Genomic DNA, 26,614 nt, shown 5'->3' on the forward strand with positions numbered 1-26,614 from the left:
AAGCGGACCGATCAGCGCCCATTCCTCGTCCGTCAAACCAATCCGTTCGCCCAAGGCTGCCTCCAAATGGAAGCCTTGAATCAAAACCAGATTCCGCAGTCAACCTTTGTCCACGAACGCTAGTTCAATGTTCTGGTCCTGGCTCACTTTGGGCAGGGAAATTTCTTCGAGCAAAGCAAAGTCTCCTCTTAGGTTGCTGGTTCTAGCACTTTCCATTTGTCATGCAAGGAAATGTGGAGATGGCTCGTCGACCGACCGCCCGGCAGCGGATTGAAGGCCCCTTGTCCGTCGAGTTTGAGCCTGCGTTGCAGGCTGCGTTCCTCGGAGCGATGACGACCTGCGCAATGGCGCCCCGACACTGGCGGCGAAGACGGATGCTGAAAAGGCGGCCGTACGCCGCAGATATTCCGTGCTTCGATCTGCCTCAGGCCAACCAGAACGTGATGTCGACCGTCTCCATCCTTAGCACGATGTTGCCGGCGGCGAATGGAGGCTCGGCTGATGGCGGTTAAAGTCTGACCCGCAAGTTGCAGCCGGTGTGCCGAACATTACGCCGCTCTCGCTCGAGCGGCCCCACACTCCGCGGCATCGAAGGGCGGTCCTCACTGTTCGCGGGTTTTGGTCGGTCACCCATGAGAACATTACGCTCCATTCCGTCGCATTCGTTCAAGATGAGCCTAGCGTCGGCCGCATCATAAAGCTCCCGTCCACCGGCCCAGTCGCACAAGTTTCGCAGATCAATAGGACGCGGTGCGGGGCCAGCCTCGGCTTGGAGGGCCCGCGTAGCCAGCCCCGCTGGCGATTGCCGTCGCCGCGCGCTTCCTGCCACCCGAAATGAGAAAGTCAACCTTCAGTCGTCCGCATTTATGATGCGATCGTCATATCTGGAAGAACTGTATGGCGAGATTGGGAAGTCACCACGAAGGGCGGCGACGAACTGCTCATAGCGGCGCCGCTTGAGAAGGAGATAGGCGAGCCGACCCTGAGGTTCTTGTCCATTGTCTCGACCCGCGCAGATTAAGCTCGCGCTTCAGATCGGCCAGGGTCACGCGCATGAAAATTTTACGCTCCGCAGCGGACGAACCGAATCGGCTCGACCAGGAGCACTGCTGCGCCAGCACCTCGTCGACGCTCATCTACGTGACCGGCTCGGCAAGCTTGTCAGTGCCGACCTCGGTCTGGCAAAACAAGTGGAGCAGCCGGGCAGCGCAGGCCAGGACGGTCGGATCCATAGCAGTGTGTCCTTTCCCCGGTGGGAGCGGGTGATTGTGAGGGCGGGGTAGGATTGGTAAACTTGCCGCTTGCGAGGAACGATGAACAGCAGCGAGCTAAAGCAGATCAGGGAAACACTCCAAGCACGGGCGGTTGATGCCAATGCGATGCGGCGCGCGATCGAACATCTCGCCTCGATCAAGGAGGCCCATTGTCAGCGGATCAGCCGTGACCGGCATTTGCAGACGGCGGTCATCGGTTTGGAGCGGGGGCTGCGCGACATGCTGTCCGTAATCGACCGGCCCGCGTCGGATGGAGATCGAGCCGCGTTCGTTCATCTCGCGGCGATCGAATACCTTCTTGATGAGGACTGTCGTCTTCCCGCGGACGGGCGGGGTAATTGTGGTGGATGAGCTTTCTGATAAATTGACGGGAGAAGCGGCAGGATCAGGCCATGCGTCAGAACGATTCTGACCCGGAAGACCACTTAATCGGCAAAGGTGACTGGAAACTTTGGCTCGGTCTCGCGCTCGTCGTCTCAGTCCCCTATCTCGCCATCTACTGGTTTCTCGTGAGATAACACCGCATCGCAAGGGTGGGTGACTGAAGATTAAGTCAACGTTTCGGATGGCAGGAAGCGCGTGGCGACGCAATCGCAAGCGGGGCTGGCTGAGCGTTCCCTCCAAACCGATCCGGCCCAGCACCGCTTGTGCGTGTCAGGATGGCCCACTCGCTCGCAGCCTGCCTCATATGGGCAAGACTAGCATATGACGTTGCGGTACATTTGAAATTGGCAGAAACTGGTTGCCTGCCCAGTCGCCTCGGCACCCTGTAGTCTCTTTGACCGCCACCGGGCGGTCCTTTTTCTAAATCCGGAAGTCCATGCCTGGGCCAGGTTCTGTGCGCATGTCAAATGAACAGAGAAAGCGCAAGATCCATTGCCCATCGCATAATGACGTTGTTAATGTCGCTTTCTCTCGGCGCCTTCCTCGGCCTCTATGCCTGGGAGAGCTTCGCACTGACGCGCGATAGCCGTGGCGAGGCTGTATTACCTTAAGGGTTTCGGGTCCGCCTCGAGGTAAGCGATCACATTGGCGATTTCCACCTCATTCCGGAGGCCCGGAAACGCCATCTTCCCCGTTTATGGCCGGGGGCTTCGATCAGGACTTCATTGCGAAGCTTAGCGATATCGATCGCTACCAACACCGCATCGGCGGGTATAATATTGGGGCTGGTCATGGTCGGTCTCCGGAATGGGTTGTGAACATTCACATTCTAGAGATCCTTCGACTGGCCATGGCCACCTCGATCGGTGCGCGCCTGCAGCGAAAAGCTGCGCGCACCGATGTCTCGGCTGCCTCCACTCATTCCTTCCGGAGGTGCTACGGCCTGCCCTTCGCCAGCCCCAACGGGCTTTACAATCTGTCGAAACTGTCGGTCTTCTGGTTACGGCTTGGCATCGCCATCGAGCGCATCAGGCCAGGCAACCCGCAGGAGAACGGTCGCCATGAACGCATGCACCGCACCCTCAAGCAGGAGACGGCGCGTCCGCCCGGCATGAACGCCCTTCAGCAGCAGGGCCGCTTCGACGACTTCGTCAGCGAGTTCAACGAGGAACGCCCCCACGAGGCGCTCGCCATGAAGACGCCGGCCGAAGCCTATACACCCTCTTCAAGACCGTATGAGGGGTTGCCCGAGGTGGACTATCCCCTCCACGACAGGGACATCCTCGTCACCGCCTGCGGCCGTATCTGCATGGCACGGAAGAAGATCAACGTCTCGACCGTGCTCGCCGGCCAGAGATTGGGAATCACCGAAGTCGACGACGGCATTTGGCTCGTCGGCTTCATGCACTATGATCTGGGATATATCGATCTGGAACAGAGGACCTTGCAGACCATCGACAACCCGTTCGGCACGAGGTTGTCACCTATGTCTTAGGTACAAACTGTTACCCATGTCTCCGGGTCGTACAGTACCGAAATGGCGCGCCGGTGAGGATGAAACTGGGCACCGCTATGTCATTGTAGGCGCTCTATAATTCTTGTAGCAGTGACCAGCGTTTGGGGGCGAGACCGCCTGTTTGAATAGCCCCTAGATTTGTGGACGCCTTCTTCCCTAAATTTGAGGCAAGGAGGCCCTGATGCGGTCTGGCAATTTCACTGATGAGTTCAAGCGTGACGCGGTCGCGCAGATCACCGAGCGGGGCTATCCCGTTGCAGAGGTTTCGAAGCGGCTCGGGGTCAGTCAGCATTCACTTTATGCGTGGCGCAGGAAGTTCTCGAAGCCGTCGGTCTCGACAGATGACGATCAGGCAGCCGAGATCCGACGCCTGAAGAAGGAGTTGGCGCGCGTTACTGAGGAGCGCGACATCCTAAAAAAAGCCACCGCGTATTTCGCCAAGGATGCAAGGTGAGATACGCGTTCGTTGCCCAGCATCGCCAGCAGTTCAAGGTGCGGGCGATGTGCCGCTGCCTGCGCATCCGACCCAGCGGCTTTTATGCCTGGCTGAAGAACCCGCTGAGCAAGCGGGCTCGAGAAGACGCACGTCAGACCGAGCTTCTCAACAAGGCCTGGAAGGAGAGCGGCAGGGTCTACGGCTATCGTAAGCTGCACGACGACCTTCTTGATCAAGGAGAGAGCAGTTGCGCCAACCGCATCGCCCGTCTCGCCAGGCTGGCCGGGATCAAGGCGCAGATCGGCTACAAACGCCGGCCCGGATACTATGGCGGCAAGCCGTCAGTTGTGGTCGACAACACCCTTGCCCGGCAGTTCGATGTCGATGCGCCGGACAGGGCGTGGGTGACAGATATCACCTACATCAGGACCCAGGAGGGCTTTGCCTATCTGGCTGTGGTGATCGACCTGTTCTCGCGCCGCGTGATCGGCTGGTCGCTGCAGAGCCGGCAGACTACTGATGTCGTGCTGCAGGCTTTGCTCATGGCGGTGTGGCGTCGAAAGCCGAAGAGCAAGGTCCTGGTCCATTCCGATCAAGGCTCGCAATTCACCAGCATGGACTGGGCGGCGTTCCTGAAGCACCACAATCTTGAGCACTCGATGAGCCGTCGCGGCAACTGCCATGACAATGCCGTGGCGGAGAGCTTTTTCAATCTCCTCAAGCGCGAGAGGATACGGCGCAGGACCTACCGAACACGCGAGCAGGCAAGGCAGGACGTGTTCGACTACATTGAGATGTTCTACAACCCGAAGCGCAAGCACGTCAGGAACGGGATGCTGTCACCCGTAGAGTTTGAACGGCAGCAGGAAATGTAACCCGAGGGCGTCCACGAAACTCGGGGCTATTCAGTTTCTGGTCCAGAGTCTCAGCGAAGCGGTCATTCATCAAAACGGCAGAGTTCAGTACGCTGCCACCGCAGGCTATCCCGGCGGTTCAGCATTCCCTCCGCTTGCAGGAATGCGATGGAAGTTGATTTCGATCCAATCGGCCAGAATCCGTACCTTCTCCGCGACTTCTTCGCCAAGGGGGGTCAATGAATATTCCACATGGGGCGGCACAACGGGATAGGCGCGGCGCAAGACGAACCCGTCCGCCTCCAGCAATTGCAGCGCCTGCGCCAGCATGCGCTCACTCACGCCGCCAATCTTGCGGCGCAGTTCAGAAAAGCGGTGCGTTCCTCCTTCCAGCACGATCAGCACCAGAACACCCCATTGACTGGTCACATGTTTGAGCACGTCGCGCGAAGGACAACCTGCCGACAGAAGCTCGCCATGCACCTTGTCGGAAAGCCCGATCGCCGTGCCGTCATCGTGAATGTTCATACTTACCTTCCTGTGCGTACTTACTTTGCGTTAGTATGAGCCTATATCATGGCTTTGGATCATCAAGACAAGGAGTCACTCGCCATGACCATCGCCGTAACCGGAGCCTCGGGCCAGTTGGGCCGCCTCATCGTCCAGAAGCTCAAGCAGAAGATTGAGCCCAGCCAGATCGTCGCGCTGGCGCGCAGCGTCGAGAAGGCGTCCGACCTCGGCGTCGAAGTGCGCGCAGCCGATTACGAGAAGCCCGAAACCCTCGACCGGGCGCTGCAAGGCGTCGAGACGCTGATGCTGGTTTCCTCCAGCGAGGTCGGCAAGCGGGCCGCGCAGCATCGGAATATCATCGACGCCGCCAAAAAGGCCGGCGTGAGGCGCATCGTCTATACGAGCCTACTCCATGCCGATACGTCGTCACTGAGCCTTGCACCCGAGCATGTAGAAAGCGAAAGCCTCCTGAAACAGTCGGGCATCGCCAACACTGTTCTGCGCAATGGCTGGTACACGGAAAACTACACGGTCTCGGTCCCCGGCGCGGTGAAGGCCGGCGCATTTGTCGGCAGCGCGGGCGAGGGCCGCATCTCGTCGGCAACGCGCGCCGATCTGGCCGAGGCCGCCGTCGTCGTGCTGACTGGCGAGGGCCATGACGGCAAGGTCTACGAGTTGGCTGGCGACGACGCCTATACGCTGGCTGATCTCGCGGCGGAGATCTCCAAACAGACTGGCAAGGACATCCCCTACAAGAACCTGCCGCAGGATGAATATGCCGCCGTGCTGAAGGGTGTGGGTATACCTGCAGATTTCGCCGGTGCTCTGGCCGCCTTCGACATCGACGCCTCCAATGGAGCGCTGTTCGACGACAAAGGCCAGCTTTCGGCGCTGATCGGGCGTCCGACTACCCGGCTGTCGGATGCGGTGGCTGCGGCCCTCAAATCATAGACGAACAGACCCTGACCGCTCATGCGCCGGACTGCCGTACGCGATGAGGCATGGCTGCCTCCGCAACGCGTCAAGAATGATCGCTTCCGGGTTGGGTGAGACCAGTCCGGAAGCGCACAAGGGGTCGATAGCCGACCTTCGTGCCCGGTTTTGTTCCGGAATGGTGGAGATTTGGCGCGCCGGAGAGGATGAAACTGGGAACTGCTATACTATTGCTTTTAAAACACAATTCGCAAAACTGCGAAGATAACAACTACGCGCGCTTCTGGCATGGCAGATCACGGTGCATTCCAACTGGCTAGGCTTCCGCAAGAGCAGACCATTCATTGTTATCGAAATGCGCCGCAAGGGTGCGGACTGGCTTCATTGCGGTATTCCCATATCGGTCTGTCACGCTGCCCCATCCCAGGCGGTAGAGGCTGCCACTTGACCAGGATCGCCATGATTGCAGCTTTGACGTCCGCAGCGGGACGAACACATGCTTTGGATTATCAGAGGCGACGACGATCACCGCATTGTGCCAAGGCGGACGCTGCTTCCAGAATCGACTCATCCGATCGAACGACAGCGCTGCACCCAGCATCGGCACCCCGCGGGCAATGTAGCGGTCGCGAGCGCCCTTGATCTTCTTGCTACCGTCCGGCACATCATCTTGGATAGCATCGGCAGAATAGCCCGACAGCGGGCTTCCGCTGTTGATCTCCGATATCACGATAGCGCCTGCCGCGCTGCGGAACACTAAGGCAGGGAGCTCTGCGATATAGAAAACGGATCCTTGCGTTCGTTGACGCTCGGCCGTGTTCTTCGCGCTCTCAAGGTCAGAGTGCATGCACCCTTCGGTGTATCGGGTGATCCAAGTCGAATGCCACGCATTGCGGCCGCTGAAGAGATAGTACAAGACACCGGCCTCGACCGATTTCACTTTAGATCGCGCCAGTTTCCCATAATGTTCTTCTGTAAATCTGTATAAGCGCGTCATGCCCCCCCCCCGCATCGAAACGCATATCGACCTCGGGCGATTATAAGTCGTTAAATCCCGTACAGCGAGAAGTATGATTCGGCGGCAGCACTATGCTGGCGCTTCACAATTCTGCAACGAGCCCTCGCTGACAACCGCTCATGTCGCTGGAAACAAGGCCTCCAGCCGACTACTAATCCAGTCGAACGCCTCCTGTGATGTATCGAATTGCGGGGCCGGCGTGGTGGGATCAAGCAGAGCCTTCAGGACATATCCGGCGTTCTCAAGACCCACGCTTCGGTGTCCCGTCTGGAATATATCCACAGCTTCGCGGAATCGCAGGATTGCAGCGGGATGGTCATTTCCGGCGCCTACCGTTTGCTCAAACAAAAATAGCCAGGTCAGGGCAACCACGATCATTAGGACACGAAATTCTCGCTGGAGACCGTTTCCCGCCCTGTCCAAAATCCATCGCGTGGCGAAGGCATCGGCACGGTATTCCTGCTTCACGAGGAGGTCTTTGGGAAGAAATTTCACATCACCGTGATGAATGTGGGCAATCTCGTGAAGGATGATCCAGCTTAGGGCGCCAAAGAAGACATTGTTCACTCGACCTTCTTGCGTATCAAACTCGGGGCAAATCGACGGCGGCGGGAGGTCGTTTGGCCAATCCTGATCTGCCCGGTAAAGCGCCTTTGCATAAGCAATATAGCCGGGAATATTTCGGGCCGCACACTCTTCCGCAATATTGATCTCGGTCTGGACGGGTTGTTTGAGCGCTCGTTGTGCTCGGGAAGTGATGTCTGCAACATGGAAGGCCGCGTAGGCGATGCACCACAGGCTCCCGAGCCCCGCGTACGAGAGATAAATCGCTTTGTCGGCAGGCACCGCATAGAAGTTCGCCGCTGTTTCGCTTGGAAGAAGGTTCCATTTTCCGGAGCCAAAAATCTCCTCCGCAAGTTCCCCGCCGCGTTCGGGCGCAATGTTGAACGGCGTTCGGGCTGCATACCGAAAGAAAGGTTCAGTCACTTGCTTGTGGTTGGCATAGATAATTCAGTCCAATTCCGGTCAGGGGCGGGTCCAGCCTTCGGCCAGCTTCTCCAGCACCTTTTCAAACCAATGCTCGTACCAGTACCAAGTGCCGGCAATCATCACGCCAAAGCCCTTGCCAGGTGTCCGGGCGTCCAGTTGCCGTGCCAGCAGGGTATGGTCGTGCATATTGAAGGCCGGGTATCCGGCAGCCCTGACTTTCGCGACGATCTCTGACGGTCGATATTTCGGACGCTCAACCTCTTTCAGGAGGACGCGTTCGACGGCTTCCGCTTCTGGTGAGCCGGGCTTGATGAACTCAACAGCAAGATCGGATTTTGACGCTTTGCCTGATACCTTCGGCACAAATGCGACCCGGTATCGGAATTTCGGGTCGCTCTGTTCTTCCTCGGTCAGAGCATCCTGAAAATTATCCATCGCCGTGGCAATGTGTGGCGGCAATTCCGCACCGACCAATCCGGCGCGTTGTGCGCCGTCGAAGGTTACGAACTGGAGCGCGATCGGCAGCCTTTTCTCCAGCGCAAATTCTTTGCCGAAAAGCTGCTTGATCGCATCGTTGAAATTGATGCAGCAGGCTTGGAGCTTCGCGCTTAGTGCGTCATCTATGCGGTTGGTTGAGCGATGCTCAATCTCATGACGGATCTCTGTGAGGAAGCTCAGATTGTTGATGACGCCTTTGTCGAGCGGGCATTTGCCATGGGCGAGGCATTGTCCTAGCTCCCAGTACTTATCGGCGCCGCTCGGCGTTTTCTGGACCACGCCACCCTTCTTATAGCGGTAATCGACACCTTCTCGCTTGTAGTAGGCGTGCAGCAGGTAGGTCCAAGCGATAATGGACGTGACGATGAACAGTTCGGCGCGGAAGTGCAGCCCGGCGCTGTTGAACGTATGTACGGCCGCGATCATCGCCTCACGAGCTTTGACCAGCAGTTCGTCCCCTTGCAGATGGAGGCCGGTCGCTGGATCAACATTCGGCCACGCTTTCAGAAATGCATCCAGTTCGGCGTCAGATGCTGCCTTTATGGCTTTGTGCTTTGTCCCGTCCCGAATTTCCGATATTCGGGCATGATTGATAGAACGGGTTGGGCGGGAAAAGTACGCCTGAATGTCTTGCGGCACATACTTCTTCGCAAGCATCGCCTTGACGATCGCCACTTCCCACTTCTCAAGCGTATTTCCCGGTCGTCGTGCCAAGCCCCCTCCGCCTGAATCTACCGTCTAAGCGAATTTTGTTCCGTAAAACTTGGCTTGGATTCAGGAGTAACGTCAATCTCAATCACGTAATCTTCTACAACCGCTTCATCAATAGAAGCGAGCACGGCCCTGCGGCTGCGAGATTCCGGCAAATTGCGGCCATCCGTTCCTATGCCTTCGAGATAGGTTGCGACCGCGTCCGGCAGGTTGGCTTTCGCTTCTTCCACCGTGTCACCGGTGGTCAGCATGGCGCCGAAATCAGGAACGGTGGCGACATACGGCGCGTCCGGTTCCTTCATGATGACGGCGACGTAGCGCCGGGTTGTCCTGTCCATTCTCAAACCTCCTTATCTATGTGTTACCGCGAGCGGCCTCTGCCGCGATCGTGAGACGGGTTCTGGCTCTTCCGCCGCCCTTCGGCCAGAAGTTCCTGCACCCGCGCACGCCTTTCCTCGCGGCTATCCTTGGTAATATCGGTCGCTGTATCCCTGATTTCGTCTTTACGCTGCCGGACTTGTGCTTCGCGCACATGATCTTCGGCGCGGGCCTGCCGGACAAGATCGCGGATCAGACCGCGCCGCTCGCGCGCATCGATCATGTCGAGCGCCTTGGCGCGGCGATCGATCGACCGGTGTTCACGCGCATGGCGGCGCTCCAGCGCTTCACTCTCGATCCTGTGACGCTCGCCGGCATTGATCGCCGGATTGCGCCGTAACGGCAGGATGACGGAGCGCAGGGCCGGTACGCGGTCAAAGAGTGCGAAGACCTTGCCGGCAACTCTGTTGAACAGCTTGCCCTGCTCTGCCTTATGGGTGGCGTGCAGGGACAGCTTTTCAGCGCGCTGGATCACCTCCAGCGCCTGCCGCTTGGCATCGATGACCTTGCGCCGCCGCGCCTCCTGCTTCGCGGCAAGATCGGCGGCGGACTTCGCGCCACGGGCGCGCGCCGTTTCACGCAGCCGTTCGGCCAGCGCCTTGTCGTGCTCGGCCTGCTGCGCGCGGGCCTGCTCGACATCGGGCAGGTTCACCGGCGGCAGGCCCGCCAACCGCACCTTCAGCTCGCGCGTTTTGACGCCGTCGATCTGACGGGCGAGGGCATGAACATGGCCGGCGCGGTCAACGACGACATAGGCGCGGCGCTCGCCCTGGGCGAGGATATAACCGGCGCGCTCCAGCCCGACGCGGAAGGATTCCGCATTGTCGGAATTGCGGTAGAGCGCGGTGATGGCAGTGCGGCGGGCCTCCGGCGTGATGCCGCTGGCCTCCGCCATGGCCTTTTCGGCGAAGCTGATTTCGGGCGTCTTCTCGAAGCGCGCGTCGCCACGGTCTTCGGCGAGGCCGTGGGGAAGGGTAAGGCCATAGGCATGGGCCAGTTCGCGGGCGCATGTGCGCAGCTTCATGTGGTCATGGCTGATCGGGATAGCCTTCATGTTGTCGATGTCGATGCGCGACCAGACGACATGGCAATGCTCGCGCCCGTCTTTCACATGAAAGACGATGGCGCGCGGCTGCCCGTTCAGCCCGAGCTTATCCTCGATATGGTCGATGGCCGCCATGTACTGCGCCCGCGAAAGCGGGGCGGACGGATTGATCGACAGGCTGTAGAGCGGCTTCACGCACCGCGTGCCTGTCGCCACAGCCTCGTATTCGGCCAACGCGCCGTGGAGATCATCCGCGACCGTCCCGCGCACGGATGCGAGTTCGATACGCTCATTGTCGTATTCATTCGAGAGGTGCGTGGCGAGGTCGCGTCCGCCTGCGCGCTGGCTGCCTTTGAGGATCATGGCTCTCTCCCCAGGGCCTCGAAGCAGACGGTGCGCATCTCGGCAATATCGCGGAGCGCGGCGGCAACGGTCGGCTCTGCCGGATCGAGTTGTCCCGCCTCGGCGGCGGCGCGCAGAGTCTGCGCGATCCGCCCAAGATTGCCGAGAAGACGGGCAGCCGTTTCATGGTTGACCGTAGGCCGGCGGATGGCACGGCCAGGCGATCGGTTCAACGCTGCGGCACGCAGGTAGGAAGCCACGGGGACACCCGCGCGATCGGCTATCTGCCGGATCGCCTCGGCTTCCTGATCGTTGAACCGCGCCGTCAACGTCGTTTGACGCTGACGGGTATCGCTGCCGCTACTTGTCATCGCCGGCCCCTTCCGCGCATCCAAGGACGCGCTTCCCTTGGTCGTGGTGCAGCGTCGAAACGCTGCGATCGGTCCCGAACAGGCTCGATGCCGGGCGGGACCGACAAGCTGGGGGATGCAACGGGGGGCGGCTTTTGAGCCCCCCTTGCCAAGATGGCGCGGAGACTCCGCGCACATCTTGCAACCCATGCTAATGTTAAGATTAATTATCCCAGAACAAGATTAGGGACTTCTTAAGGAACATGTCAGGGCATGCTCAATCCGGGAATTTGAATGAGTTTACAACAATATAAGGCCGTTGGTCAAATTCTGGTCACTCTGATGACTGGGCCATTTCTTCGGCTTCGGCGATGTAATCGGAGAGGTCTTCGTCCACCCGACAACGCGCGGCGATGACGGTTGGCCAGCGTCCGTTTCCATCGGGCTGAATCGCGGCGCGCCAGTCCTCGATCAGCATGCGGGCGAGGGACAGGTTGTTCGTGCCCACGGCTATGTGCAGTGCAGCAAGGCCGGTGGCCCGATCCTGCGCGTTTACGTCGGCGCCGTCCTCCAGCGCCGCGATCACCGCATCGCGGTCGGCGGCATAGGCCGCTTTCAGCAGGGCGTGATCGAGCCTGTCCGCTGCCTCACTGTCGTCGGGGCGGGTTTTGGGGGCGCGTCGTGGTGCCGCGCCGCTCATGTTTCCCCCTCCGGCCCGACGCGATCGAAGATCACGCGGGCGGAGCTGAAGGCGGCCGCGTTGACCGGACGGTCCTCAATGGGGGTTGCGGTTTCATGGCCGTAGCCGGTCAGGCGCGGCCCGTCGAAAGCGTCCAGCCAGTAAAGGCGCGGTGCGCCGGTGAGGCTGTTGCGCAACGCCAGCAGCAAGGCTCCCGGCGGATGAAGCAGGACGCCTTCGTAAGATCGGCGCACATGGTCGCCGGGGTCCGGCGATACCGTGCGGCTCCAGTTGCTGATCGTCTCTGCCGCGCGGGCGTAGGGCTGCGCCGGGACGGCCTCGACGGTCAAGGCGGAGAACGGTACCCATGAATCCTGTCCCATCCGCAGGCCGGTGACCGCTTCCTCGGCTCGACCCTCAAACGTGCCGATCATGTCGGGGGCCAGTGCCTGCCAGTTACGGACGCTGGCCGTCGCGCCCCAGAAGCCGATCAGCGCTTCGCCGAAACTGTCCAGCGGATCGTCATCGGCGAGGTCTGCTGCGAAGCGCTGACAGAACCTGACCATGATATCGTTGGAGCGATGGGTATCGGCGAGGAACCGTTGCAGCGTCTTCAGCGGCAAGCGGTCGAGGGTCAGGTCGTTGGCCTCGGCAATGAGCTTTTGCAGCGTCGGGACGCCGATACGATTTTCTTCCATGTAGCGCAGCAGGCATCGGCGAATGCGATTGCGATCAGCCTGATCGAACCGCGTCTGCTCCGTCGCTATCGCTGCCTGCGTGCCCGTCATTGCTCCGTTTCAGTCTGACCAGCTCGTGCCCAATACGCGTGCGCGATCCGTGCGGCACGCTCATTCCCATAATGCACAAATTGACGGAGCGGTCACATGGCGAATACCGGGCAGCGCAAATCGAGCATTCCGGCATGGCTCGCGGGTGCGGCGTTGTTCTGGGCGGCATCAGTCTCGCCGGAAGGTCCGGGGCAGTTGCTGTTCGGCGGGACCGGCGCGATCGTGCTGTATGGCGCGACGCGGATCATGCGCCAGAACCGGGACGAGGCGCGCAAGATCGCGGCCGCAAATACGCCGAGCGGTGTCTATGGTCAGGCGCGCTTTGCCAGCCGAAAAGATGTCGCCAAGGCCGGACTGTACGATCAGGACGGGCTATTCCTCGGCGTTCATGACCGCAAGCTGATCTTTCACAACGGCAAGGCGCACCTCCTGACCGTCGCGCCCGCACGAACGGGCAAGGGGGTGTCGGTCGTGACGCCCAACCTCTTGCACTGGCAGGGCAGCGTGTTCGTCACCGACCCCAAGGGTGAGCTGGCCGGGATGACGGCCTGGCACCGGCATGAGACGTTCGGGCAGAAGGTCTGCATCCTCAATCCGTGGGGATTGCACGGCCTGCCGCAGCACCGGTTCAATCCGCTGGCGGTTCTGGTGGCGCTTTATGAAGATGACAACCAGCGGCGCGGCCTGACCGGCGCGGTGCGCGATCTTGCGCTCCAGCTCGTCCCGGAGCCGGAGACCGATGCGAAGAACCGGTTTTTCCGGGAGGGGGCGCGCAAGCTGCTGCGTGCGCTGATGCTCTATCTCGCCACGCGCGAAGACCCGGCCACCAACACACTGCCAGAGCTGTGGCGCATCCTGCAATCCACCGCGCGGATGGACGATGCGCTGACCGATATGGCAGGCTCGGACGCGCTTGGTGGCGTCGTCGCCGACCTGGCCGAAGACCTTGCGCGGCTGAAGGCGAGCAACCCGGAGCAGTTCGGCGATTTTCGGGAAGGGGCGGTGCAGGCGGTCGATATATTCGAGCCGTCAGGCTGGCTTGCCGATTGCGTCAGCGGATCGGATTTCGATTTCGCGGAGTTGAAGAGCGGCGCGACCAGCATCTATCTCGTCATCCCGCAGGATGAAATTCAGACCAACGGCGCATGGCTGGGGCTGCTGGCGCGGCAGGCGATCGATGCGGTGGCGCGGCAGGGCGGCAATAATCAGGTGCTGTTCCTGCTGGATGAGGCGTCGAACATGGGCCGTATCCATAACCTGACCGAGAGCCTGACCGCCCTGCCGGGGTTGGGCGTGCGGGTATGGATGATCGTGCAGGAGCTGGCCGAGCTGCGCCGCGTCTATGGGCGCGAGGCCACCGCAACGATCCTGTCGCAGTCCGAGGTGGTGCAGTATTTCGCGGTGCAGAACCACGAGCTGGCGAAGGAACTTTCGGCGGCGCTCGGCAACCGTACGGTCGTCACCAATAGCTATAATCTCGGCCGGTCTATGGACGACGCCGCCGGAGAAAGTTTCAGCGAGACGGGGCGGCCACTGCTTTCCCCCGATGAGATACGGCAGCTTCCCCGCGATGCGCAAATCCTGTTCGTGCAGAACAACCCGCCGATCATGGCGCGGCGCGTGCCGTTCTGGGAGGTCATCCCCTGGCAGGACTGGGTGAACACCAATCCGGTTGAGGGCGATCCGCCGACGCCGTGGCCGAAATACCGTGTGAAATACTGAACCGGCAGCAATCAGACGCCGTGCTCGTCCGCCGCGCTTTCATAGGCTTCGATCAGGTCGATTTCATCCAGCGGCGTTTTCTCCGGCACGATCAGCACCCGCCCGGTAATCGCAATTCCGGGCGGAATGAACATGACCAGGCCGCCCTTCACCGACGGCAGGGCCGTGCCGACCCTGTGCGGTTTGTTCCGCGTCTTGCCGCGATAGGTGAAGGATTCAAATATAATAACGTCGTATCGCTTCTTTTCTGCTGATTCAATGCGCATCTATTTCCCCATGACTTTTGGCGATATTCTATTGTACAATAGAAACTTTATTAATGCGCATAATGGGGATGTATTTGAGACGCGCCGTATCGTTATTGTTAGGGTTGGGCTTGATGTCCCTGTCGGCGGTGCCGGCATGGGCTGACTGCGACGTCGTACCGAACGGCACGACGATCCTTGCCCCCGAAACCCGACCGGCCGGGACAATCATCTACAATAGCGATCACAGGATGCTTCAATATTGCGATGGCTCGGGCTGGATTGCGATGCACGGGGCCGGAACGGGCAGCGGCGGTTGCAGCAGTCCCACGCGCGATGAGGGGACGATCTTCTATAATACTGACCACCGGGTATTGCAGGGATGTGCGGGCAATGCGTGGCAGGCGATGGGTCCAATGATGGTACCGCCTGCGGCTGGCCTTGTTCATCATTGGAAACTCGATGATGCCGGTGCCGGGCCATTTGTGGACGAGGTGGGAGGCGTTGACTGTGTGGTATCCGGCGGACCGGCTGCCTCAGTTCCAGGCCGCGACGGCACCGCCATCCATTCGGCAGGGAATAATGACGTGGAATGCGGTGTGCTGCCTGCCGCCGAAGGCGTCGCCCGCGTGACGGTCGCGGGTTGGATCAAGAAGGACAGTGCCGGGAGCACCGTCTATCTTGGGAATCACGGTGACAATACAGACGGTTTTCATATTTCGCCCAACGGCGACGGCGAGGTTTATTTCGCGGTCGCGGCACCGGGCGGCTCGCCTCCCGGCTGGTGGGAGGCGGCAGGCTATTCACTCGATGATGCCCAGTGGCATCACTACGTACTGGTCTTTGATGGCACTCAAAGTTCCAATGAGATGCGCCTGAAAGGCTATGTCGATGGCCAGCAAGTGGACTTGGACTTTGTTGGCACCATTCCTTCCTCTACACCGGACGGGAACCAAACGTGGTACCTGTTGAGGTCGGTCTTCGCCGACTACACGGTCGATGATGTTCGTGTATATGACAGGCCGCTTGGCAGCGCGGAAGTCGAAAGGCTTTACTTGACCACCGGGGGTAATTCCGGCGAAGGCTGCACCGCACCGCAAGGAAACGAGGGCGCGCTTTTCTACAATACGCGATGCGGCGTCATGCAATATTGCGACGGGGCAAGCTGGATCGGGATCGGCAAAGCGCTGGATGGCCCGACTTGCTGCCCGAATGTCGGCGATCAATGTAGCGACGGCACCTATTATGCCGGGGCCATCGGCGGCACGGATGTTTATGTCAGCGCCGCCGCGCATGAAACCACCACGACATGGAACAACGGCACGGCGAACTACACCTCGACCGGCTTCACCAGCACCACGGACGGGCCGGGCAATACGGCGGGGCTGGTGGCGCTGGCCGATGCCGGCGCGCCGTACGAGGCGGCGATGTATTGCGACGGGCTGTCGGCTCATGGTTACGATGACTGGTATTTGCCGGCGATAGCCGAGCTCGACCTGATTTGGAATGCAGGTAATCCCACAGGCAACGTTGCCGAGCAATCTGGCTATAATTATTGGTCTTCATCAGAGTCCAACGCACAAAATGCGATGATGTTCGGCTTTAGCAATGGCGTGGCTGACGATGACTTGAAAGATGATCCCATGGAATGGGGGCGACTAATCAGGTGCGTCCGTCGTTGAGGTGGCGCGCCGGAGGATGGCGGTTAGAACAGCGCAAGCTGCGCATCCGCCGGGTCTTCGATGCCGTAGACGAGGCGCGCCATGGCAACGGTGGTGCGCCCTACGAAGGTCGGCATCATCGTGACATGGTTGTGGGTTTTCCACGATATCCAGATTTTCAGGCCCGCGCCCTGATAGGTGAGGGAGAGGCGGTCCGGGCCGCCGGAGCCGCCGAATATGCCCAGTTCGAAGGAGAGTGCCTCGGCCAGTTCGGCGTCGGTCATGCCGCGCGCGGCGCGTTCGGCCCATCGTTGTTCGGCGCGGGCGAAGCCGCCGGTGGCGCGGATGAAACCTTCGCGCTTGTCGGCTTCGGTGAGGGGGCGGTCGGCCTGACCGGCTGTCGTGTCCATGGCGTGATCCTCCATCTGGATGTCCGTTTGCGGGGAAGTGAGGGGGCGCTTACGCGCCCGCCTCCTGCTTGGGTTTCGGTTCGCGGAGGACGATGCGGCCAGTGAAGGCGACGGGAACCATTTCCAGTTGGAGGGTGAGCCCCTTGGCGTCTTCGTGATCCCAGGCGGCGCCGATGCGGGTCCAGTTGCCGTCTTCGCCCTCGGTGACGTGGTAGGCGATCAGGTTCGGCATCTTGCGGTTCGTTTTCTCGGTCATTTTTCAGTTCCTTTCGTTCAAAGTTGCTTCGATGCGAAAGGCCGGGCGGGCGTCATCAGCCGCCGCCGTCAAGACCAACACGGGAGCGCAGCGAATGGAGCGGGCAGCGTCATTGACGGCAAGGCGACGGCCGCCAGAACCGAGCATCAAATGAAGCAACGGGCGAAAGGGACAGGCAAAGGATGACCGGGGAACCGCAGGAGCGGGCCGGGTTGATCTGCCGCCGTCCGGGCAGATGGGATGGACATGCGCGCGCCGCGCCAGCGGGCACGAAATTCCGGTGCGATAATAATCATTACGGAAAATAGGGGGGCGATCTTCCAGCCGGATCAATAGCTTGGCCAATCCGTGACCAAGAACCCGAAGCGTCGGAAGCGTATCTAGGCCCTGTCAGACCGTGACCGGAGCGCCATCGCAGTGTGCTGGGCCGCACGCCGGGCCGCAGCGGGCAAACGATCGGGCTCTGGCGCCGCGAGACAGCTACGCTGACGGAGAAAGCTATGAAGGAGCGCACAATCACGCTGGAGTATGCCGCTTTCGAAGACGATCACGGCATCATTGATGGATTGGGGCTGGCGCGGGAGTTGATCGCTGATGCTCAGAAGCTGGTGCTATCCTACGCGGGCCCTGATGCACCATGTAGCGAGATATTCGAGATACTGATGTCGGATGCCTTCGCTGAGAATGTCGCTAGAGGAGTTTCGCCTCGACTAATCGCGACTAATCCAGGTGCGGCCGATCTGGCCAAACGGGAGCGCGACCATTTTCGGGATATGCAGCGTCATGTTGCAGCGCTTCTCAAGAAGGGTCGCGCGGCGAGTGCGCGTTACTGGGCTGGTCTGTGACAACTCGGCGTGCGATCTATGGAGAGGCTTCACTCCGAGTTCAGATGCCTGTGAGACTGACGAGCGTGTCTTGCCACCGACCGTTGCCTAGATCGTGTGGAACGTGCGGCCTGACGGCCGTGACCGGCAATTCACAAAGCTCTTCGTCAGGCATTTTCCAGATGTGGAAGACGTACTGGGTCGCGGCACTATCCGCATTTCGCCATTCGTTCCGGCTGATATGGAAGCTGTCAGCCAAAGTGCTCTTGACTTCAATCAGGCGGCTGACAATTGCGCCATCTTGTATATCGTATGACCGGATGTCGTAGCCTAAAGAGTTGTCTTCTAAGGCGACCCACTCGGGCTCAACCGCTAGCCCCAACGATAGCAATCTTGCGCGCTCACGCTCCAACGATAGCCGTTCTGCGCTACGCGCTTGCTCCATGCGCTCCACCTCCACCAAACCTCGCGTAAGGGCGGCTAGTCGGTCCCACCACGAGACAACAGCGGCATCTGGATTCGGATCGTAAAGGCCGGCTCGCCTCAGGCATTGCAGCTCGTTCGGCGTGAGTACCGGCTTGAGACGTTCTCTGCCCGATGGCGCAAGCCTGAGCCACCAAGGCTTATGGATTTCCAGGAGCAAAAATGAAATTTCCTGTACGGATGTACGGGTCTCTCGCCAGGAGTGCTCAACACCCGCGACGGCCTTCAGATGCAATGCAGCGGGAAAATCAAGACCAGTGGAGTCGGCATCCGTCTTCAGCAAAAGCTCAACGATGTTAGGCAGGGTCAAGTCGGGATGTCGCTCTGCTGCTCGACAAATCATATCGAGCGCAGTGTAGGCTCCGGCCGAAAAGCAGCGATCGAAGGCGATGCCGGTCATTCACCTTCTTCCTCGCTGTAAACTGCGCGCCCTTCTAGTTCCTCTATCAAATCGACCAGATCGTCAGGATTGATGTCATAGTCGATGGGCTCGTCCGCGTTCTCTTCGTCTAGAGCTATGCGATGCAAATCCTCGTCATCAAGAAGCTGCTGCAGCGCCCGGAGCTTTGTGCGGAGGCGCCTACTGACTGAGTGATCGACGCAGCCTAGGCCCATAGGGGCCTTAGTCTGGAAGATATGGATATTGGTCTCGGTGCCCGGCGGTAGACCCAAGCGATGGATGCGGTCAATTGATTGAAGAAAATGGGTCGAATTATAGCTGCGATCCAGATAAATCGCATCGTGGCAAACGTGGTGCAGACTGATGCCTTCTCCCGCCGCAGCCGGGTTGGCTATGAACACCATACATGAAGGGTCCGTCTTGAAGCGCTGGATCTTCCCTTCGCGGGTTTGAGGATCGCTGACGTCCCCAGAAGGGATCGCACCGTAAACGGTGACCGGGTTCAGCTCCGCGAGCATACGCGCCATCTGTTCAATGGTGTCAGTAAAGATGGTCCAGATCACCGTCTTGCGACCCTCAGCAGCTAACCGCCGGGCGAGTTCCTGAACATCGCACATCTTTGGTGAAGGGCCATCCTCGAGTACCTGCTGGACTATGCCGGAATGCACGCTCGGGGCATCTTCCATTATTCCACGAAGCGCGAGGACGGGGTTAGCCGAGAGCTGGAGCAAACGCATGACGGAGCGCCGGGCTCGGACAATGTCGACACCGCTCCCCGTTCGCAACGAGCTAAGATTGCGCAAGGTCTCGTCGCGCGTAATAGCGTAAAGTGCGGCTTGCCCCCTCCCCATTTCCGACTGAATGAAATGTCGCTTGGCTGGCGGAAGTCCCAGGTCAGCCTTCGTGGTCCGCACGTAAAGATTTCCGATCACCTCCTTTGGAGGCGTCCCGCCTGCGATTCGTAACCCCAATCCGACTCCTGGCCATAGGAAATCAAGTTGCGATTGCATGTCCGAAGGGGATTGGGGCATGGGTGTGCCACTCAAAATGTCACGCCGCTTTGGTAGGCTAGCAACGTTAAGAAGAGCAGCACCGCGCTTAACCGCCAAACCACCCTTCATTCGATGCGATTCATCTAAGACCAGATGAACGGGATTCTGAAGCAGGTAGGAGGTTATGGTGTCCTGTACGTTGATCAACTGCTCGTAGTTGATAACAAACCGCCGTTTCCCTGACGTCAAAAGGCGCCGAATGGCATCGGCGCCTCCCGTCAGCACTGTGAACGGTTCTGTTACCCAGTCAGGCGCGTCAGGCCCAATACACTCGCCAATAACCTCACTCCAAGCGGGAAAGGCGCTCTTCGGCCCAACCACCAAGATGTGGTCTTCTGGTTGCCGTGTTAGAAGATGCAGGGCAAATGTGACAGTTGTTTTCCCGGCTCCCGGCACAGAAAAATTTGCGCCATTAGGAAGGGACAATAGCCGCTGCAAATCGCGTATCTGAAAGTCTCTCAACGGCCGATCCCGCTTGAAGCCCAGCTCCCTCAAACGCTCTTCGATCTCGGCCGCGGATAGCTTCTGTGGCTCGGTTTTCTGGGCAGCGCGTGCTGCACGATACTGCACGAGGAACTCTTCGATACGGGTTTTCGCCTCGTCCAGCGGCCGAAATCTGAATCCCAGTCGCTTCTGCGCAGGAGCGTATTCCCGCACGAGCGCCAGAACAGACGGCCAAGGCAGGGATATAGAATCTTGCTGAAGAGCGTAGTCTTCAGTCAGCCCTAGGCTGCTCTGTCTGAGGCGGTCCCACAACGAGGTTTGAGCGGAGGCCGCATCAATCGATAGGGTGCCGCGCTGTTGATCACGGTCATACCGGATAAAAACCTCAGCTTCATTCAATCCGCGCATGGACCTTAGCTTTTCTGGTAGGCCTGGAGGGACTCGCGAAGTTTTGTCGCTCGCTCGATCACGCTTTCGAGCTGCGGTGCAATGGAGGCGTACGTGTCGGGATCTGCCTTGCTCAAATCCACTTCCTGCAATTTTGCATTTGCCGCTTGAACAGCCGCCAGCGCTCTCCTGCCGATCTCCCCTTGTTTGTCTCGTTCAATAATGCTGTCGCAAACTGCTACGAGGGCATCGGAGACGGTATCTCGCTGCCCGGCGTCATCAAAAGCCTCAATCAAGGGTTCTAGCGTGGTTTCGCCTTCATCATCTCCAAGATCGATGTCGAGTTGATCCTCGGTCGCCTCTTCACTTTCCTGGGCGGTCAGCTCGATCCCAAGTCGATCCACCACCTGAGAAACAACTTCGTCGGTACGCCGATCGAAGCTGAAGCCATAATCATAAACACGACGGCTCAGCTTATTTCGTGAGTTACTTGAAAACAGGGACCATGCGATCCGTCTACTCACCTCAAGGGCTTCGCCCTCCTTGTTCTCCAATGCCTTAGCAAGATCGTTGAAGAATTGCTGCCCATCCTCGACAAGCTGATACTCACCGGGCTCCCGCAACCATTCTTTGAGGTAGAGCTCGGCTTCGGTAAGCGCGCGAGCAGCCCGCTCAACATCTTTCCGCTTCTTCTTCATCAGATCGGCAATGTTGTCCGTCTTGCGGCCGCTCTGCATGAGCTCCTGAATCGCAAGCGACTCATTGACCCACTCGTAAGGCAACTTGGTTTCCGGCCGCATCTGCAGTCGGACTTCAATCTCTCGCATTTCCTCTGCAGTCACGTTCTCCGGCAGTATGGCGCAATCAACGTGACTGAAATGCCGATAGCTTTGCGGATCTTCTGTGAAGAGCTCCCTGATGGCTGCTAGCCGCCGATTTCCATTGACGACCACGCCACTCGCCGAAAGAAGCAGGGGATCGCGCTGCTCTTCCGTTTTGAGCTCCTCGATGATTGGAGAGACCGACGCCGCTCGGCCCTGTTTCGCGAAGGTGACAAGCAGGTCATGCTGCGCCTGTTGTGCAGCCTCATTCTCCAAGCCGGTGCGGAAGAATTCTGCATCCTTGCCGTGATCATGGATGAACTTCAATTGCGCCGTGCGCGTACGGTAGTTCTCCATGCGGTAGACGGGTAAACCAATTTCAAGCCGAATGACGGGCAAGTCAGTTCTGGCATTTTGATACTCATGAAACGGATGAGTCTGCTTCGAAGCCCCCACAGCTCGCTTAATCGTCTCTTTTCGCTCCTGCAGCGCTACCGTGTTGGTTCGGTACATTTCCCCTCCTCTTCCTATTCGAACGCCACGATCATGAGCGGCACAGTGATAATTCGATCGAGTATCTTTAGCTCGTTCCAGATGCGCTCCACATTTGCAACATTGCTACCAATATTGGATGCTGCTTCTTTGGTTGGAACGGCAAGAACGGCTGCGTCAATATTCTTTCGGGCATACATATGCTGAATTTTTAACAAGTCATAAGCGTATCGACTGATATTTCCCGTCTGTATCTGCAGAACGAGATCCGCCTTCTTCGCAAAAACTGTTAGATCGGCCTCCGGATCGACGCGCACGTCGAATGCCCACCCCTCCTTCTCCAACTCGGTCTTTACGTGCTGCCGGATATCGCTGGTGGAGCGCGGTGCCACGGCGATTCTGGGCGCTTCAAATATGTCCGTCACCCATTCATACAGGTCGCGGTCCTTCCAGATGTCGACCCCGTGATGATGGGAATAGGTTGCAACGAATTTCATTCGCTTTCCCCGCGATCTGGTTCGTAGACCGGCTTGTTCATCGGTCGCGTCCGGAGCGTGCCGCTTCTCAGCTCGTGAATGCGCTCCCAGGCGATGTCTACGTATGATTGGTCTAGGTCGCAGCCATAGGCGTTTCTATCGTGTTTAACTGCAGCAATTGCCGACGACCCCACACCGACGTATGGGTCGAGCACGTTGTCGCCGGGATTTGTCAGGCCGAGAACCAGCCTTTCGACAAGCCCGACCGGGAACTGGCAAGGGTGGTCGGTTTTCTCGACATGGTTCCACTTAACGTTCGGAATCTCCCATACGTCGGAAGGATTCTTGCCAAGTGGATTGCTAGATACCTTGCCCTTGTTCGGCCCCTTAAAGTGCTTTTTGTTTGGGTATTTTGACGGGACGCGAATGGGATCCAGATTGAAGACGTAATCGTCCGACTTCGTGAACCAGAGTATCGTCTCATGCCGTCCGGAAAAGCGGTTCTGGCAATGGAGTCCGTGTCCGAACGTCCAGACAATCCTGTTGCGCAGGAATAGTCCGTGGTTCTTAAATATGGGATAGAGCAGGATATCGAGTGGGAAAATCTCGCCGCTGTCAACGTGGTTCCCTACCTGCCAGCAAATTGATCCTCGCGGATGCAGCAGTCGCACGGCCTCCGCGATACATGCGGCCTGCTCTTCGATATAGGTCTCCCGAGACCGCTTCTTCTCGTAGGCTTTCCCGATGTTATATGGCGGCGACGTGACGATGAGCTGCATGGATTCGTCTTCCAGGCGGCGCATGTATTTCAAATTGTCCATCTTCGCGATGTCAACATTAACGTCGCGCTGAAGCCGAGTGACTTTGGCAGTTTTTTTTACGCTAGACGATTTCGTCATGCGGCCCGTCCTTTCTTCTTTTTCTTGTTCGGGCTGGATGACCGATGGGCTTTCCGGCATCGCTTTCAACACGATCAATATACCCCCTCATAAATTCCCGTATCACTTGTGCCGCCGGACGGTCGCTCGATCGACAGGCATCAACAAATTTGTCGCGCAGGTCGCGTTCCACGCGGATACGAAATCCCGAATCCTTCATGTTTCCAGTGTGCCCAATGGATACACATTTGAAAAGAACAAAATGGAAACTACTCCGCGTCGCGCTCTTTCGCTGCCGTTGCGCCTTCTGGGACTGCGCTGGCGCGCTGTCAGAGCGGGAATGATGCATGGCCCCCATCACCCTGTCCCAGCCGGCCTCCGCACAAAATACGGATTGTCCTGCTCAGAGGAGCGAAGCTCGACCTTATCGACGCGGTATAGCCCACAGTTCAGGAGTTCTGCCGCGTCGAGGTCGAAGATCGCGAGGTTGAACCCTTCACCAAAATTGCTCTTATAGCCGACGCCATCGAAACCCTCCCTTTTGAAGAGCTCGGCAATGATCTGTGTCGGCACATAATCGGCGGTATCATCCCCGCGGGTCATCGGTTCGGAGAAAGCCCGATCGATGTGCGCCCACACGGCCTCTGTCCGCTTTTCCTGCGCCGGCTCCTCCAGAAACAGCGGCTGTCGATCATGACCGCGGGCGCAGTCGATGATCCTCAATTGACGAAGGAGCTTGAACTGGGCCACCGACACATACGAGCCGATCCACGGTCGCACTTCGGCAATGGCGGTGTCTTTTCGGTTGGCCAGATAGAGACAGGGGATCCCGCGAGGATTCGCCCGACCATCGGAGGCGCGATCCCGGAGCGGCCTCATGCGCGACGGCGGGTGGGCGCACGGGACTTCTACGGCGGCATCGCCTTCTCCGTCCTCACGCCAGCTATGGCCGAGCTGTGATCGCCAAAGAACCGTGCCTTCGTTCAAATCCACCTGGCGGTCGCGACTGGTGGCCAATACCGCCTCCAGGAATGCCTCAACCTCTGGCGTTCTGACAAATCGAAGTTGGCGGCTGACCGCCGCCCTGAAATCCCAATAGCTGCGCCATGATCGGAAAGCGGTCACTCGTTCGATAGTCCCCTGTGCCTCTGGGCCTTACCAGCGCTCTCAGCCCGGTTGCGGGTGGCTACTGCCGGGTGCATGCGCCGTTCTGGTAGGAAGATGCCGGATCGCATCGCCAGTCTCCTGATCGGCAAGCGCCAGCTCGTGCTGGGCTTGCAGGTTGAGCCAGAACTGCGGATCGGTGCCGAACCAGTGACCAAAGCGCAGCGCCGTATCGCCGGTGATGGCGCGCTTGCCGGCGATGATCTGTGAGACACGGTTTGGCGGCACATCGATCTGACGCGCGAACTCGGTCGGCGTGATGTCGGCAGCTTCCAGCTCGTCCTTGAGGACTTCGCCGGGGTGAACAGCTCTCATGAACATGGCCTGATCTCCTTTCCTCAGTGATAGTCCACGATTTCAACATTGTGCGGTCCGGGTTCGCCGGCCGGCCACTCGAAGCAGATGCGCCATTGCTGATTGATGCGAATGGAATACTGCCCGGCACGATCGCCTTTCAGGGCCTCCAGCCGGTTTCCCGGCAGAGCGCGGAGCGTATCGAGCGACGGGGCGGCATTGAGGACCGATAGCCTGCGTGCGGCTTGGGCCTCAAAACCTTGAAAGGCTTTGACGAAGTCCCCTGCCGCAAACTGCTCCGTCTTCTTATCGCGATAGCTCTGAATCATGCTCCCTGATAATACATTAGATTGACGCTGTACGTCAATCGTCAATTTTCTGCCGCTTGCTTGCAAGCGACCCGGCGTTCGCTCAAGGCGAACGCCGAATTTTTTGCCCCTGCTCTCGCCAAAGGCCGCCGCTTACGCGGCGACCTTCTCGGGTGCGGTTTCAGTGGCTTTGGCTTCGGGCTGCAAGCTAGTTAGATAATCAGCAGCACGCTGCGCATGGGCGGCTGCGGTGAAGACCGCCCGCTTGTCATCCTTCAGCACCTTCAGCCATGAGGCGATATAGCTGGCATGATCGGCGCGTGGTTCCGGGGTAATATCCAAGTCAGCCGACAAGAAGGCCGCGCCCAGCTCGGCGACCAGTTCCTCTTTCGCATATCCTTCATCGCCCCACTTCTTGCGGCCAAAGCTGCGATCCAGCCGGCTCGGGTGGCGCGTCCAGTGGGTCAGCTCGTGCGCGAGGGTCGCATAGTAGCTTTGCGCATCGCGGAACGCTTCAAACGGCGGCATCTGCACGCGATCCTCGCCTATGGCATAGTAGGCCTGATTGCCGCCATGGCGGATATCGGCACGAGTCGCGGCAAAGAACATCTCTGCCTTCTCGATGCGCGCCACGGGGTCAAGGGCCGGCTCCTGCAAGGCGTAGAAATGAGCCGGCAGCCCGTCCACCTGCTCGGCGTTGAAAACCGTATAAGCCTTCATGAACGGTATGTTGTGTTCGACATCCTCGCCAGTGTCGGCGTCCTGCTCGGTTCTGGTGATGGTGTTGGCATAGACAACGGGACTCCCCTTCTCGCCTTTGCGTACCTGTCCGCCCAGTTCCTGCGCCTGCTTGTAGGTTAGCCACAGCGGTGCGGCGAAGCCCTTTTCCACGGCGGACGCCCAGAGCATCAGGATATTAATTCCACGATAGGCGACGCCATTGGCGCGCAGCGGTCGGGTGATGCGTCCGGCGGCATGTTCGGCGTTCCACGGCTTGAGCCATGGCCGCACGCCATTTTCCAGCTCGGCCACGATCTGATCGGTCACACGTTGGTAAATATCGATTTTCATTTGCCTTTCTCCTTTGAAAGCGGGTTGCGCATGCAACCCGACTAGCCAGAGCGGCAATGAGCGGGGTGGCGGCGGTCAGGGCCGCCGCCGGGGAAAGGGGGATCACCCGGCCTGCACAAACGCAGTGCGGAAGGCTGGGGAACGCCCCGGCGGCGTCCGCAGCGTCAGCGGAGGATGAAAGCCTTGACGGCCAAACGGGGCCGCAGGCCCCTCTTCCAAACGCAATGAAGCGGGCAACGCCCGCACCGCCGGCCGAAGGCGGGGCAAGCCCGCCCGGCCCTCTTCTTCACGCAAGGGATAGTTACCGCATGGCCGAGACCCGACACCTCGGGGTTCGGGGCGCCGCGGCGCCTATAGCCCGGTCCGGCCTGCCGGATGCGCACGCAGATTCTGACTTCAGGGGAATTTCAAATCCGACGACGGCGCACAGCCCGTCCCCTTCTCTTCCACCAGTTATCCTCGACCGCCAGCCATGGCGATCCATTCCGGTGCCGATTGTGTGTGTGGGCAAGCACGGAAT

Annotated in this window: 28 protein-coding genes and 1 pseudogene; 8 read left to right on the plus strand and 21 right to left on the minus strand. The window is 59.2% G+C overall.

Features of this window, described 5'->3' with window-relative positions:
* Nucleotides 1-1,313: 1,313 nt before the first annotated feature.
* The 4 genes and pseudogenes from GTK01_RS14620 to GTK01_RS14630 all read left to right on the plus strand — a co-directional run bounded on the left by GTK01_RS14620 (nucleotide 1,314) and on the right by GTK01_RS14630 (nucleotide 4,485).
* The gene (locus tag GTK01_RS14620; RefSeq protein WP_252927114.1) at nucleotides 1,314-1,625 is read left to right on the plus strand and encodes a hypothetical protein; all 312 of its coding nucleotides are present in this window, start codon (nucleotides 1,314-1,316) and stop codon (nucleotides 1,623-1,625) included.
* Between the two features lie 41 nt (nucleotides 1,626-1,666).
* Nucleotides 1,667-1,792: a hypothetical protein gene (locus GTK01_RS20985; RefSeq protein ID WP_256483880.1), complete on the plus strand. Its 126-nt coding sequence runs from the start codon at nucleotides 1,667-1,669 to the stop codon at nucleotides 1,790-1,792.
* Nucleotides 1,793-2,598: 806 nt separating this feature from the next.
* A pseudogene (locus GTK01_RS14625) lies at nucleotides 2,599-3,153 on the plus strand (integrase core domain-containing protein); the annotation flags it as partial.
* Nucleotides 3,154-3,355: 202 nt separating this feature from the next.
* Nucleotides 3,356-4,485, plus strand: a protein-coding gene (locus tag GTK01_RS14630; protein WP_252927117.1) for an IS3 family transposase whose coding sequence is annotated in 2 segments (ribosomal slippage) — nucleotides 3,356-3,599 and nucleotides 3,599-4,485 — 1,131 coding nt in all. Because the reading frame shifts where the segments join, the coding sequence is not laid out codon by codon here.
* A gap of 105 nt (nucleotides 4,486-4,590) precedes the next feature.
* On the opposite strand, the gene GTK01_RS14635 is transcribed toward GTK01_RS14630, so the two are convergent.
* Complete coding sequence (locus GTK01_RS14635) at nucleotides 4,591-4,992, minus strand: helix-turn-helix domain-containing protein (protein WP_243785034.1); 402 nt, start codon at nucleotides 4,990-4,992, stop codon at nucleotides 4,591-4,593.
* 84 nt (nucleotides 4,993-5,076) lie between these two features.
* On the opposite strand from GTK01_RS14635, the gene GTK01_RS14640 reads away from it, so the two are divergent.
* The gene (locus GTK01_RS14640) at nucleotides 5,077-5,925 is read left to right on the plus strand and encodes an SDR family oxidoreductase (RefSeq protein ID WP_252927120.1); all 849 of its coding nucleotides are present in this window, start codon (nucleotides 5,077-5,079) and stop codon (nucleotides 5,923-5,925) included.
* A 298-nt stretch (nucleotides 5,926-6,223) separates the two neighbouring features.
* Here the strand turns inward: GTK01_RS14640 and GTK01_RS14645 are convergent, their stop codons facing one another.
* From GTK01_RS14645 to GTK01_RS14680, 8 genes are all read right to left on the minus strand, one after another.
* Entirely contained in the window at nucleotides 6,224-6,904 is a 681-nt protein-coding gene (locus GTK01_RS14645) for a hypothetical protein (RefSeq protein ID WP_252927124.1), read from the minus strand.
* Between the two features lie 138 nt (nucleotides 6,905-7,042).
* Nucleotides 7,043-7,912 carry a phage exclusion protein Lit family protein gene (locus tag GTK01_RS14650; protein WP_252927127.1) on the minus strand — a complete coding sequence of 290 codons (870 nt, stop codon included), beginning with the start codon at nucleotides 7,910-7,912 and terminating at the stop codon, nucleotides 7,043-7,045.
* 39 nt (nucleotides 7,913-7,951) lie between these two features.
* Complete coding sequence (locus tag GTK01_RS14655; RefSeq protein ID WP_252927130.1) at nucleotides 7,952-9,088, minus strand: DUF3644 domain-containing protein; 1,137 nt, start codon at nucleotides 9,086-9,088, stop codon at nucleotides 7,952-7,954.
* Between the two features lie 56 nt (nucleotides 9,089-9,144).
* On the minus strand, nucleotides 9,145-9,462 hold the full coding sequence (locus tag GTK01_RS14660; RefSeq protein WP_252927133.1) for a type II toxin-antitoxin system HicB family antitoxin: 318 nt from the start codon (nucleotides 9,460-9,462) through the stop codon (nucleotides 9,145-9,147).
* Between the two features lie 23 nt (nucleotides 9,463-9,485).
* Nucleotides 9,486-10,910 (minus strand): relaxase/mobilization nuclease domain-containing protein, encoded by a 1,425-nt coding sequence (locus GTK01_RS14665; protein WP_252927136.1) that lies wholly within the window; start codon nucleotides 10,908-10,910, stop codon nucleotides 9,486-9,488.
* Nucleotides 10,907-11,260: a hypothetical protein gene (locus GTK01_RS14670; RefSeq protein ID WP_189424772.1), complete on the minus strand. Its 354-nt coding sequence runs from the start codon at nucleotides 11,258-11,260 to the stop codon at nucleotides 10,907-10,909. The genes GTK01_RS14665 and GTK01_RS14670 overlap by 4 nt, the downstream gene beginning before the upstream one ends.
* A 313-nt stretch (nucleotides 11,261-11,573) precedes the next feature.
* Nucleotides 11,574-11,939, minus strand: a complete 366-nt coding sequence (locus tag GTK01_RS14675) for an ankyrin repeat domain-containing protein (RefSeq protein WP_189424774.1) — start codon at nucleotides 11,937-11,939, stop codon at nucleotides 11,574-11,576.
* Entirely contained in the window at nucleotides 11,936-12,706 is a 771-nt protein-coding gene (locus GTK01_RS14680; RefSeq protein ID WP_189424776.1) for a hypothetical protein, read from the minus strand. Before GTK01_RS14680 ends, GTK01_RS14675 begins: the two co-directional genes overlap by 4 nt.
* 96 nt (nucleotides 12,707-12,802) lie before the next feature.
* Between GTK01_RS14680 and GTK01_RS14685 the strand changes: the two genes are divergently transcribed.
* Entirely contained in the window at nucleotides 12,803-14,428 is a 1,626-nt protein-coding gene (locus tag GTK01_RS14685) for a type IV secretory system conjugative DNA transfer family protein (RefSeq protein ID WP_189424778.1), read from the plus strand.
* A gap of 11 nt (nucleotides 14,429-14,439) precedes the next feature.
* On the opposite strand, the gene GTK01_RS14690 is transcribed toward GTK01_RS14685, so the two are convergent.
* Entirely contained in the window at nucleotides 14,440-14,694 is a 255-nt protein-coding gene (locus tag GTK01_RS14690) for a hypothetical protein (protein WP_189424780.1), read from the minus strand.
* A 68-nt stretch (nucleotides 14,695-14,762) separates the two neighbouring features.
* On the opposite strand from GTK01_RS14690, the gene GTK01_RS14695 reads away from it, so the two are divergent.
* Nucleotides 14,763-16,355: a LamG domain-containing protein gene (locus tag GTK01_RS14695; RefSeq protein WP_252927139.1), complete on the plus strand. Its 1,593-nt coding sequence runs from the start codon at nucleotides 14,763-14,765 to the stop codon at nucleotides 16,353-16,355.
* 23 nt (nucleotides 16,356-16,378) lie between these two features.
* Here the strand turns inward: GTK01_RS14695 and GTK01_RS14700 are convergent, their stop codons facing one another.
* Nucleotides 16,379-16,744: a hypothetical protein gene (locus tag GTK01_RS14700; protein WP_189424783.1), complete on the minus strand. Its 366-nt coding sequence runs from the start codon at nucleotides 16,742-16,744 to the stop codon at nucleotides 16,379-16,381.
* 49 nt (nucleotides 16,745-16,793) lie between these two features.
* Nucleotides 16,794-17,000 (minus strand): hypothetical protein, encoded by a 207-nt coding sequence (locus GTK01_RS14705; RefSeq protein ID WP_189424785.1) that lies wholly within the window; start codon nucleotides 16,998-17,000, stop codon nucleotides 16,794-16,796.
* Between the two features lie 500 nt (nucleotides 17,001-17,500).
* Here GTK01_RS14705 and GTK01_RS14710 point away from each other — a divergent pair, with 500 nt between their 5' ends.
* Nucleotides 17,501-17,845, plus strand: a complete 345-nt coding sequence (locus tag GTK01_RS14710) for a hypothetical protein (protein WP_252927141.1) — start codon at nucleotides 17,501-17,503, stop codon at nucleotides 17,843-17,845.
* A 40-nt stretch (nucleotides 17,846-17,885) separates the two neighbouring features.
* Here GTK01_RS14710 and GTK01_RS14715 read toward each other — a convergent pair whose 3' ends face one another.
* The 9 genes from GTK01_RS14715 to GTK01_RS14755 all read right to left on the minus strand — a co-directional run bounded on the left by GTK01_RS14715 (nucleotide 17,886) and on the right by GTK01_RS14755 (nucleotide 26,094).
* Nucleotides 17,886-18,707, minus strand: a complete 822-nt coding sequence (locus GTK01_RS14715) for a DUF3883 domain-containing protein (protein WP_252927143.1) — start codon at nucleotides 18,705-18,707, stop codon at nucleotides 17,886-17,888.
* Complete coding sequence (locus GTK01_RS14720; protein WP_252927146.1) at nucleotides 18,704-20,611, minus strand: DEAD/DEAH box helicase; 1,908 nt, start codon at nucleotides 20,609-20,611, stop codon at nucleotides 18,704-18,706. The genes GTK01_RS14715 and GTK01_RS14720 overlap by 4 nt, the downstream gene beginning before the upstream one ends.
* A gap of 5 nt (nucleotides 20,612-20,616) precedes the next feature.
* A complete protein-coding gene (locus GTK01_RS14725) occupies nucleotides 20,617-21,924 on the minus strand; it encodes a hypothetical protein (RefSeq protein ID WP_252927149.1) in 1,308 nt (435 codons plus the stop codon).
* 14 nt (nucleotides 21,925-21,938) lie between these two features.
* Nucleotides 21,939-22,400 carry a hypothetical protein gene (locus tag GTK01_RS14730; RefSeq protein WP_252927152.1) on the minus strand — a complete coding sequence of 154 codons (462 nt, stop codon included), beginning with the start codon at nucleotides 22,398-22,400 and terminating at the stop codon, nucleotides 21,939-21,941.
* Complete coding sequence (locus tag GTK01_RS14735) at nucleotides 22,397-23,350, minus strand: DNA methyltransferase (protein ID WP_252927356.1); 954 nt, start codon at nucleotides 23,348-23,350, stop codon at nucleotides 22,397-22,399. Before GTK01_RS14735 ends, GTK01_RS14730 begins: the two co-directional genes overlap by 4 nt.
* 264 nt (nucleotides 23,351-23,614) lie before the next feature.
* The gene (locus GTK01_RS14740; protein WP_252927155.1) at nucleotides 23,615-24,274 is read right to left on the minus strand and encodes an RES family NAD+ phosphorylase; all 660 of its coding nucleotides are present in this window, start codon (nucleotides 24,272-24,274) and stop codon (nucleotides 23,615-23,617) included.
* A 150-nt stretch (nucleotides 24,275-24,424) separates the two neighbouring features.
* Nucleotides 24,425-24,742, minus strand: a complete 318-nt coding sequence (locus tag GTK01_RS14745; RefSeq protein WP_252927158.1) for a HigA family addiction module antitoxin — start codon at nucleotides 24,740-24,742, stop codon at nucleotides 24,425-24,427.
* A 17-nt stretch (nucleotides 24,743-24,759) separates the two neighbouring features.
* Nucleotides 24,760-25,044: a type II toxin-antitoxin system RelE/ParE family toxin gene (locus GTK01_RS14750; RefSeq protein ID WP_252927162.1), complete on the minus strand. Its 285-nt coding sequence runs from the start codon at nucleotides 25,042-25,044 to the stop codon at nucleotides 24,760-24,762.
* Nucleotides 25,045-25,176: 132 nt separating this feature from the next.
* The gene (locus GTK01_RS14755; RefSeq protein WP_252927173.1) at nucleotides 25,177-26,094 is read right to left on the minus strand and encodes an ArdC family protein; all 918 of its coding nucleotides are present in this window, start codon (nucleotides 26,092-26,094) and stop codon (nucleotides 25,177-25,179) included.
* Between the last annotated feature and the right edge of the window lie 520 nt (nucleotides 26,095-26,614).

The sequence above is a fragment of the Aliihoeflea sp. 40Bstr573 genome, assembly GCF_024105655.1.
In the GTDB taxonomy this organism is placed as follows: Bacteria; Pseudomonadota; Alphaproteobacteria; order Rhizobiales; family Rhizobiaceae; genus Aliihoeflea.

Bases quoted from the DNA above. Each gene is read 5' to 3' on its own strand.
- GTK01_RS14620 (WP_252927114.1), top strand. From the start codon at position 1,314: ATGAACAGCAGCGAGCTAAAGCAGATCAGGGAAACACTCCAAGCACGG.
- GTK01_RS20985 (WP_256483880.1), top strand. From the start codon at position 1,667: ATGCGTCAGAACGATTCTGACCCGGAAGACCACTTAATCGGCAAAGGT.
- GTK01_RS14635 (WP_243785034.1), bottom strand. From the start codon at position 4,992: ATGAACATTCACGATGACGGCACGGCGATCGGGCTTTCCGACAAGGTG.
- GTK01_RS14640 (WP_252927120.1), top strand. From the start codon at position 5,077: ATGACCATCGCCGTAACCGGAGCCTCGGGCCAGTTGGGCCGCCTCATC.
- GTK01_RS14645 (WP_252927124.1), bottom strand. From the start codon at position 6,904: ATGACGCGCTTATACAGATTTACAGAAGAACATTATGGGAAACTGGCG.
- GTK01_RS14660 (WP_252927133.1), bottom strand. From the start codon at position 9,462: ATGGACAGGACAACCCGGCGCTACGTCGCCGTCATCATGAAGGAACCG.
- GTK01_RS14665 (WP_252927136.1), bottom strand. From the start codon at position 10,910: ATGATCCTCAAAGGCAGCCAGCGCGCAGGCGGACGCGACCTCGCCACG.
- GTK01_RS14670 (WP_189424772.1), bottom strand. From the start codon at position 11,260: ATGACAAGTAGCGGCAGCGATACCCGTCAGCGTCAAACGACGTTGACG.
- GTK01_RS14675 (WP_189424774.1), bottom strand. From the start codon at position 11,939: ATGAGCGGCGCGGCACCACGACGCGCCCCCAAAACCCGCCCCGACGAC.
- GTK01_RS14680 (WP_189424776.1), bottom strand. From the start codon at position 12,706: ATGACGGGCACGCAGGCAGCGATAGCGACGGAGCAGACGCGGTTCGAT.
- GTK01_RS14685 (WP_189424778.1), top strand. From the start codon at position 12,803: ATGGCGAATACCGGGCAGCGCAAATCGAGCATTCCGGCATGGCTCGCG.
- GTK01_RS14690 (WP_189424780.1), bottom strand. From the start codon at position 14,694: ATGCGCATTGAATCAGCAGAAAAGAAGCGATACGACGTTATTATATTT.
- GTK01_RS14695 (WP_252927139.1), top strand. From the start codon at position 14,763: ATGTATTTGAGACGCGCCGTATCGTTATTGTTAGGGTTGGGCTTGATG.
- GTK01_RS14700 (WP_189424783.1), bottom strand. From the start codon at position 16,744: ATGGACACGACAGCCGGTCAGGCCGACCGCCCCCTCACCGAAGCCGAC.
- GTK01_RS14705 (WP_189424785.1), bottom strand. From the start codon at position 17,000: ATGACCGAGAAAACGAACCGCAAGATGCCGAACCTGATCGCCTACCAC.
- GTK01_RS14710 (WP_252927141.1), top strand. From the start codon at position 17,501: ATGAAGGAGCGCACAATCACGCTGGAGTATGCCGCTTTCGAAGACGAT.
- GTK01_RS14715 (WP_252927143.1), bottom strand. From the start codon at position 18,707: ATGACCGGCATCGCCTTCGATCGCTGCTTTTCGGCCGGAGCCTACACT.
- GTK01_RS14720 (WP_252927146.1), bottom strand. From the start codon at position 20,611: ATGCGCGGATTGAATGAAGCTGAGGTTTTTATCCGGTATGACCGTGAT.
- GTK01_RS14725 (WP_252927149.1), bottom strand. From the start codon at position 21,924: ATGTACCGAACCAACACGGTAGCGCTGCAGGAGCGAAAAGAGACGATT.
- GTK01_RS14730 (WP_252927152.1), bottom strand. From the start codon at position 22,400: ATGAAATTCGTTGCAACCTATTCCCATCATCACGGGGTCGACATCTGG.
- GTK01_RS14745 (WP_252927158.1), bottom strand. From the start codon at position 24,742: ATGTTCATGAGAGCTGTTCACCCCGGCGAAGTCCTCAAGGACGAGCTG.
- GTK01_RS14750 (WP_252927162.1), bottom strand. From the start codon at position 25,044: ATGATTCAGAGCTATCGCGATAAGAAGACGGAGCAGTTTGCGGCAGGG.
- GTK01_RS14755 (WP_252927173.1), bottom strand. From the start codon at position 26,094: ATGAAAATCGATATTTACCAACGTGTGACCGATCAGATCGTGGCCGAG.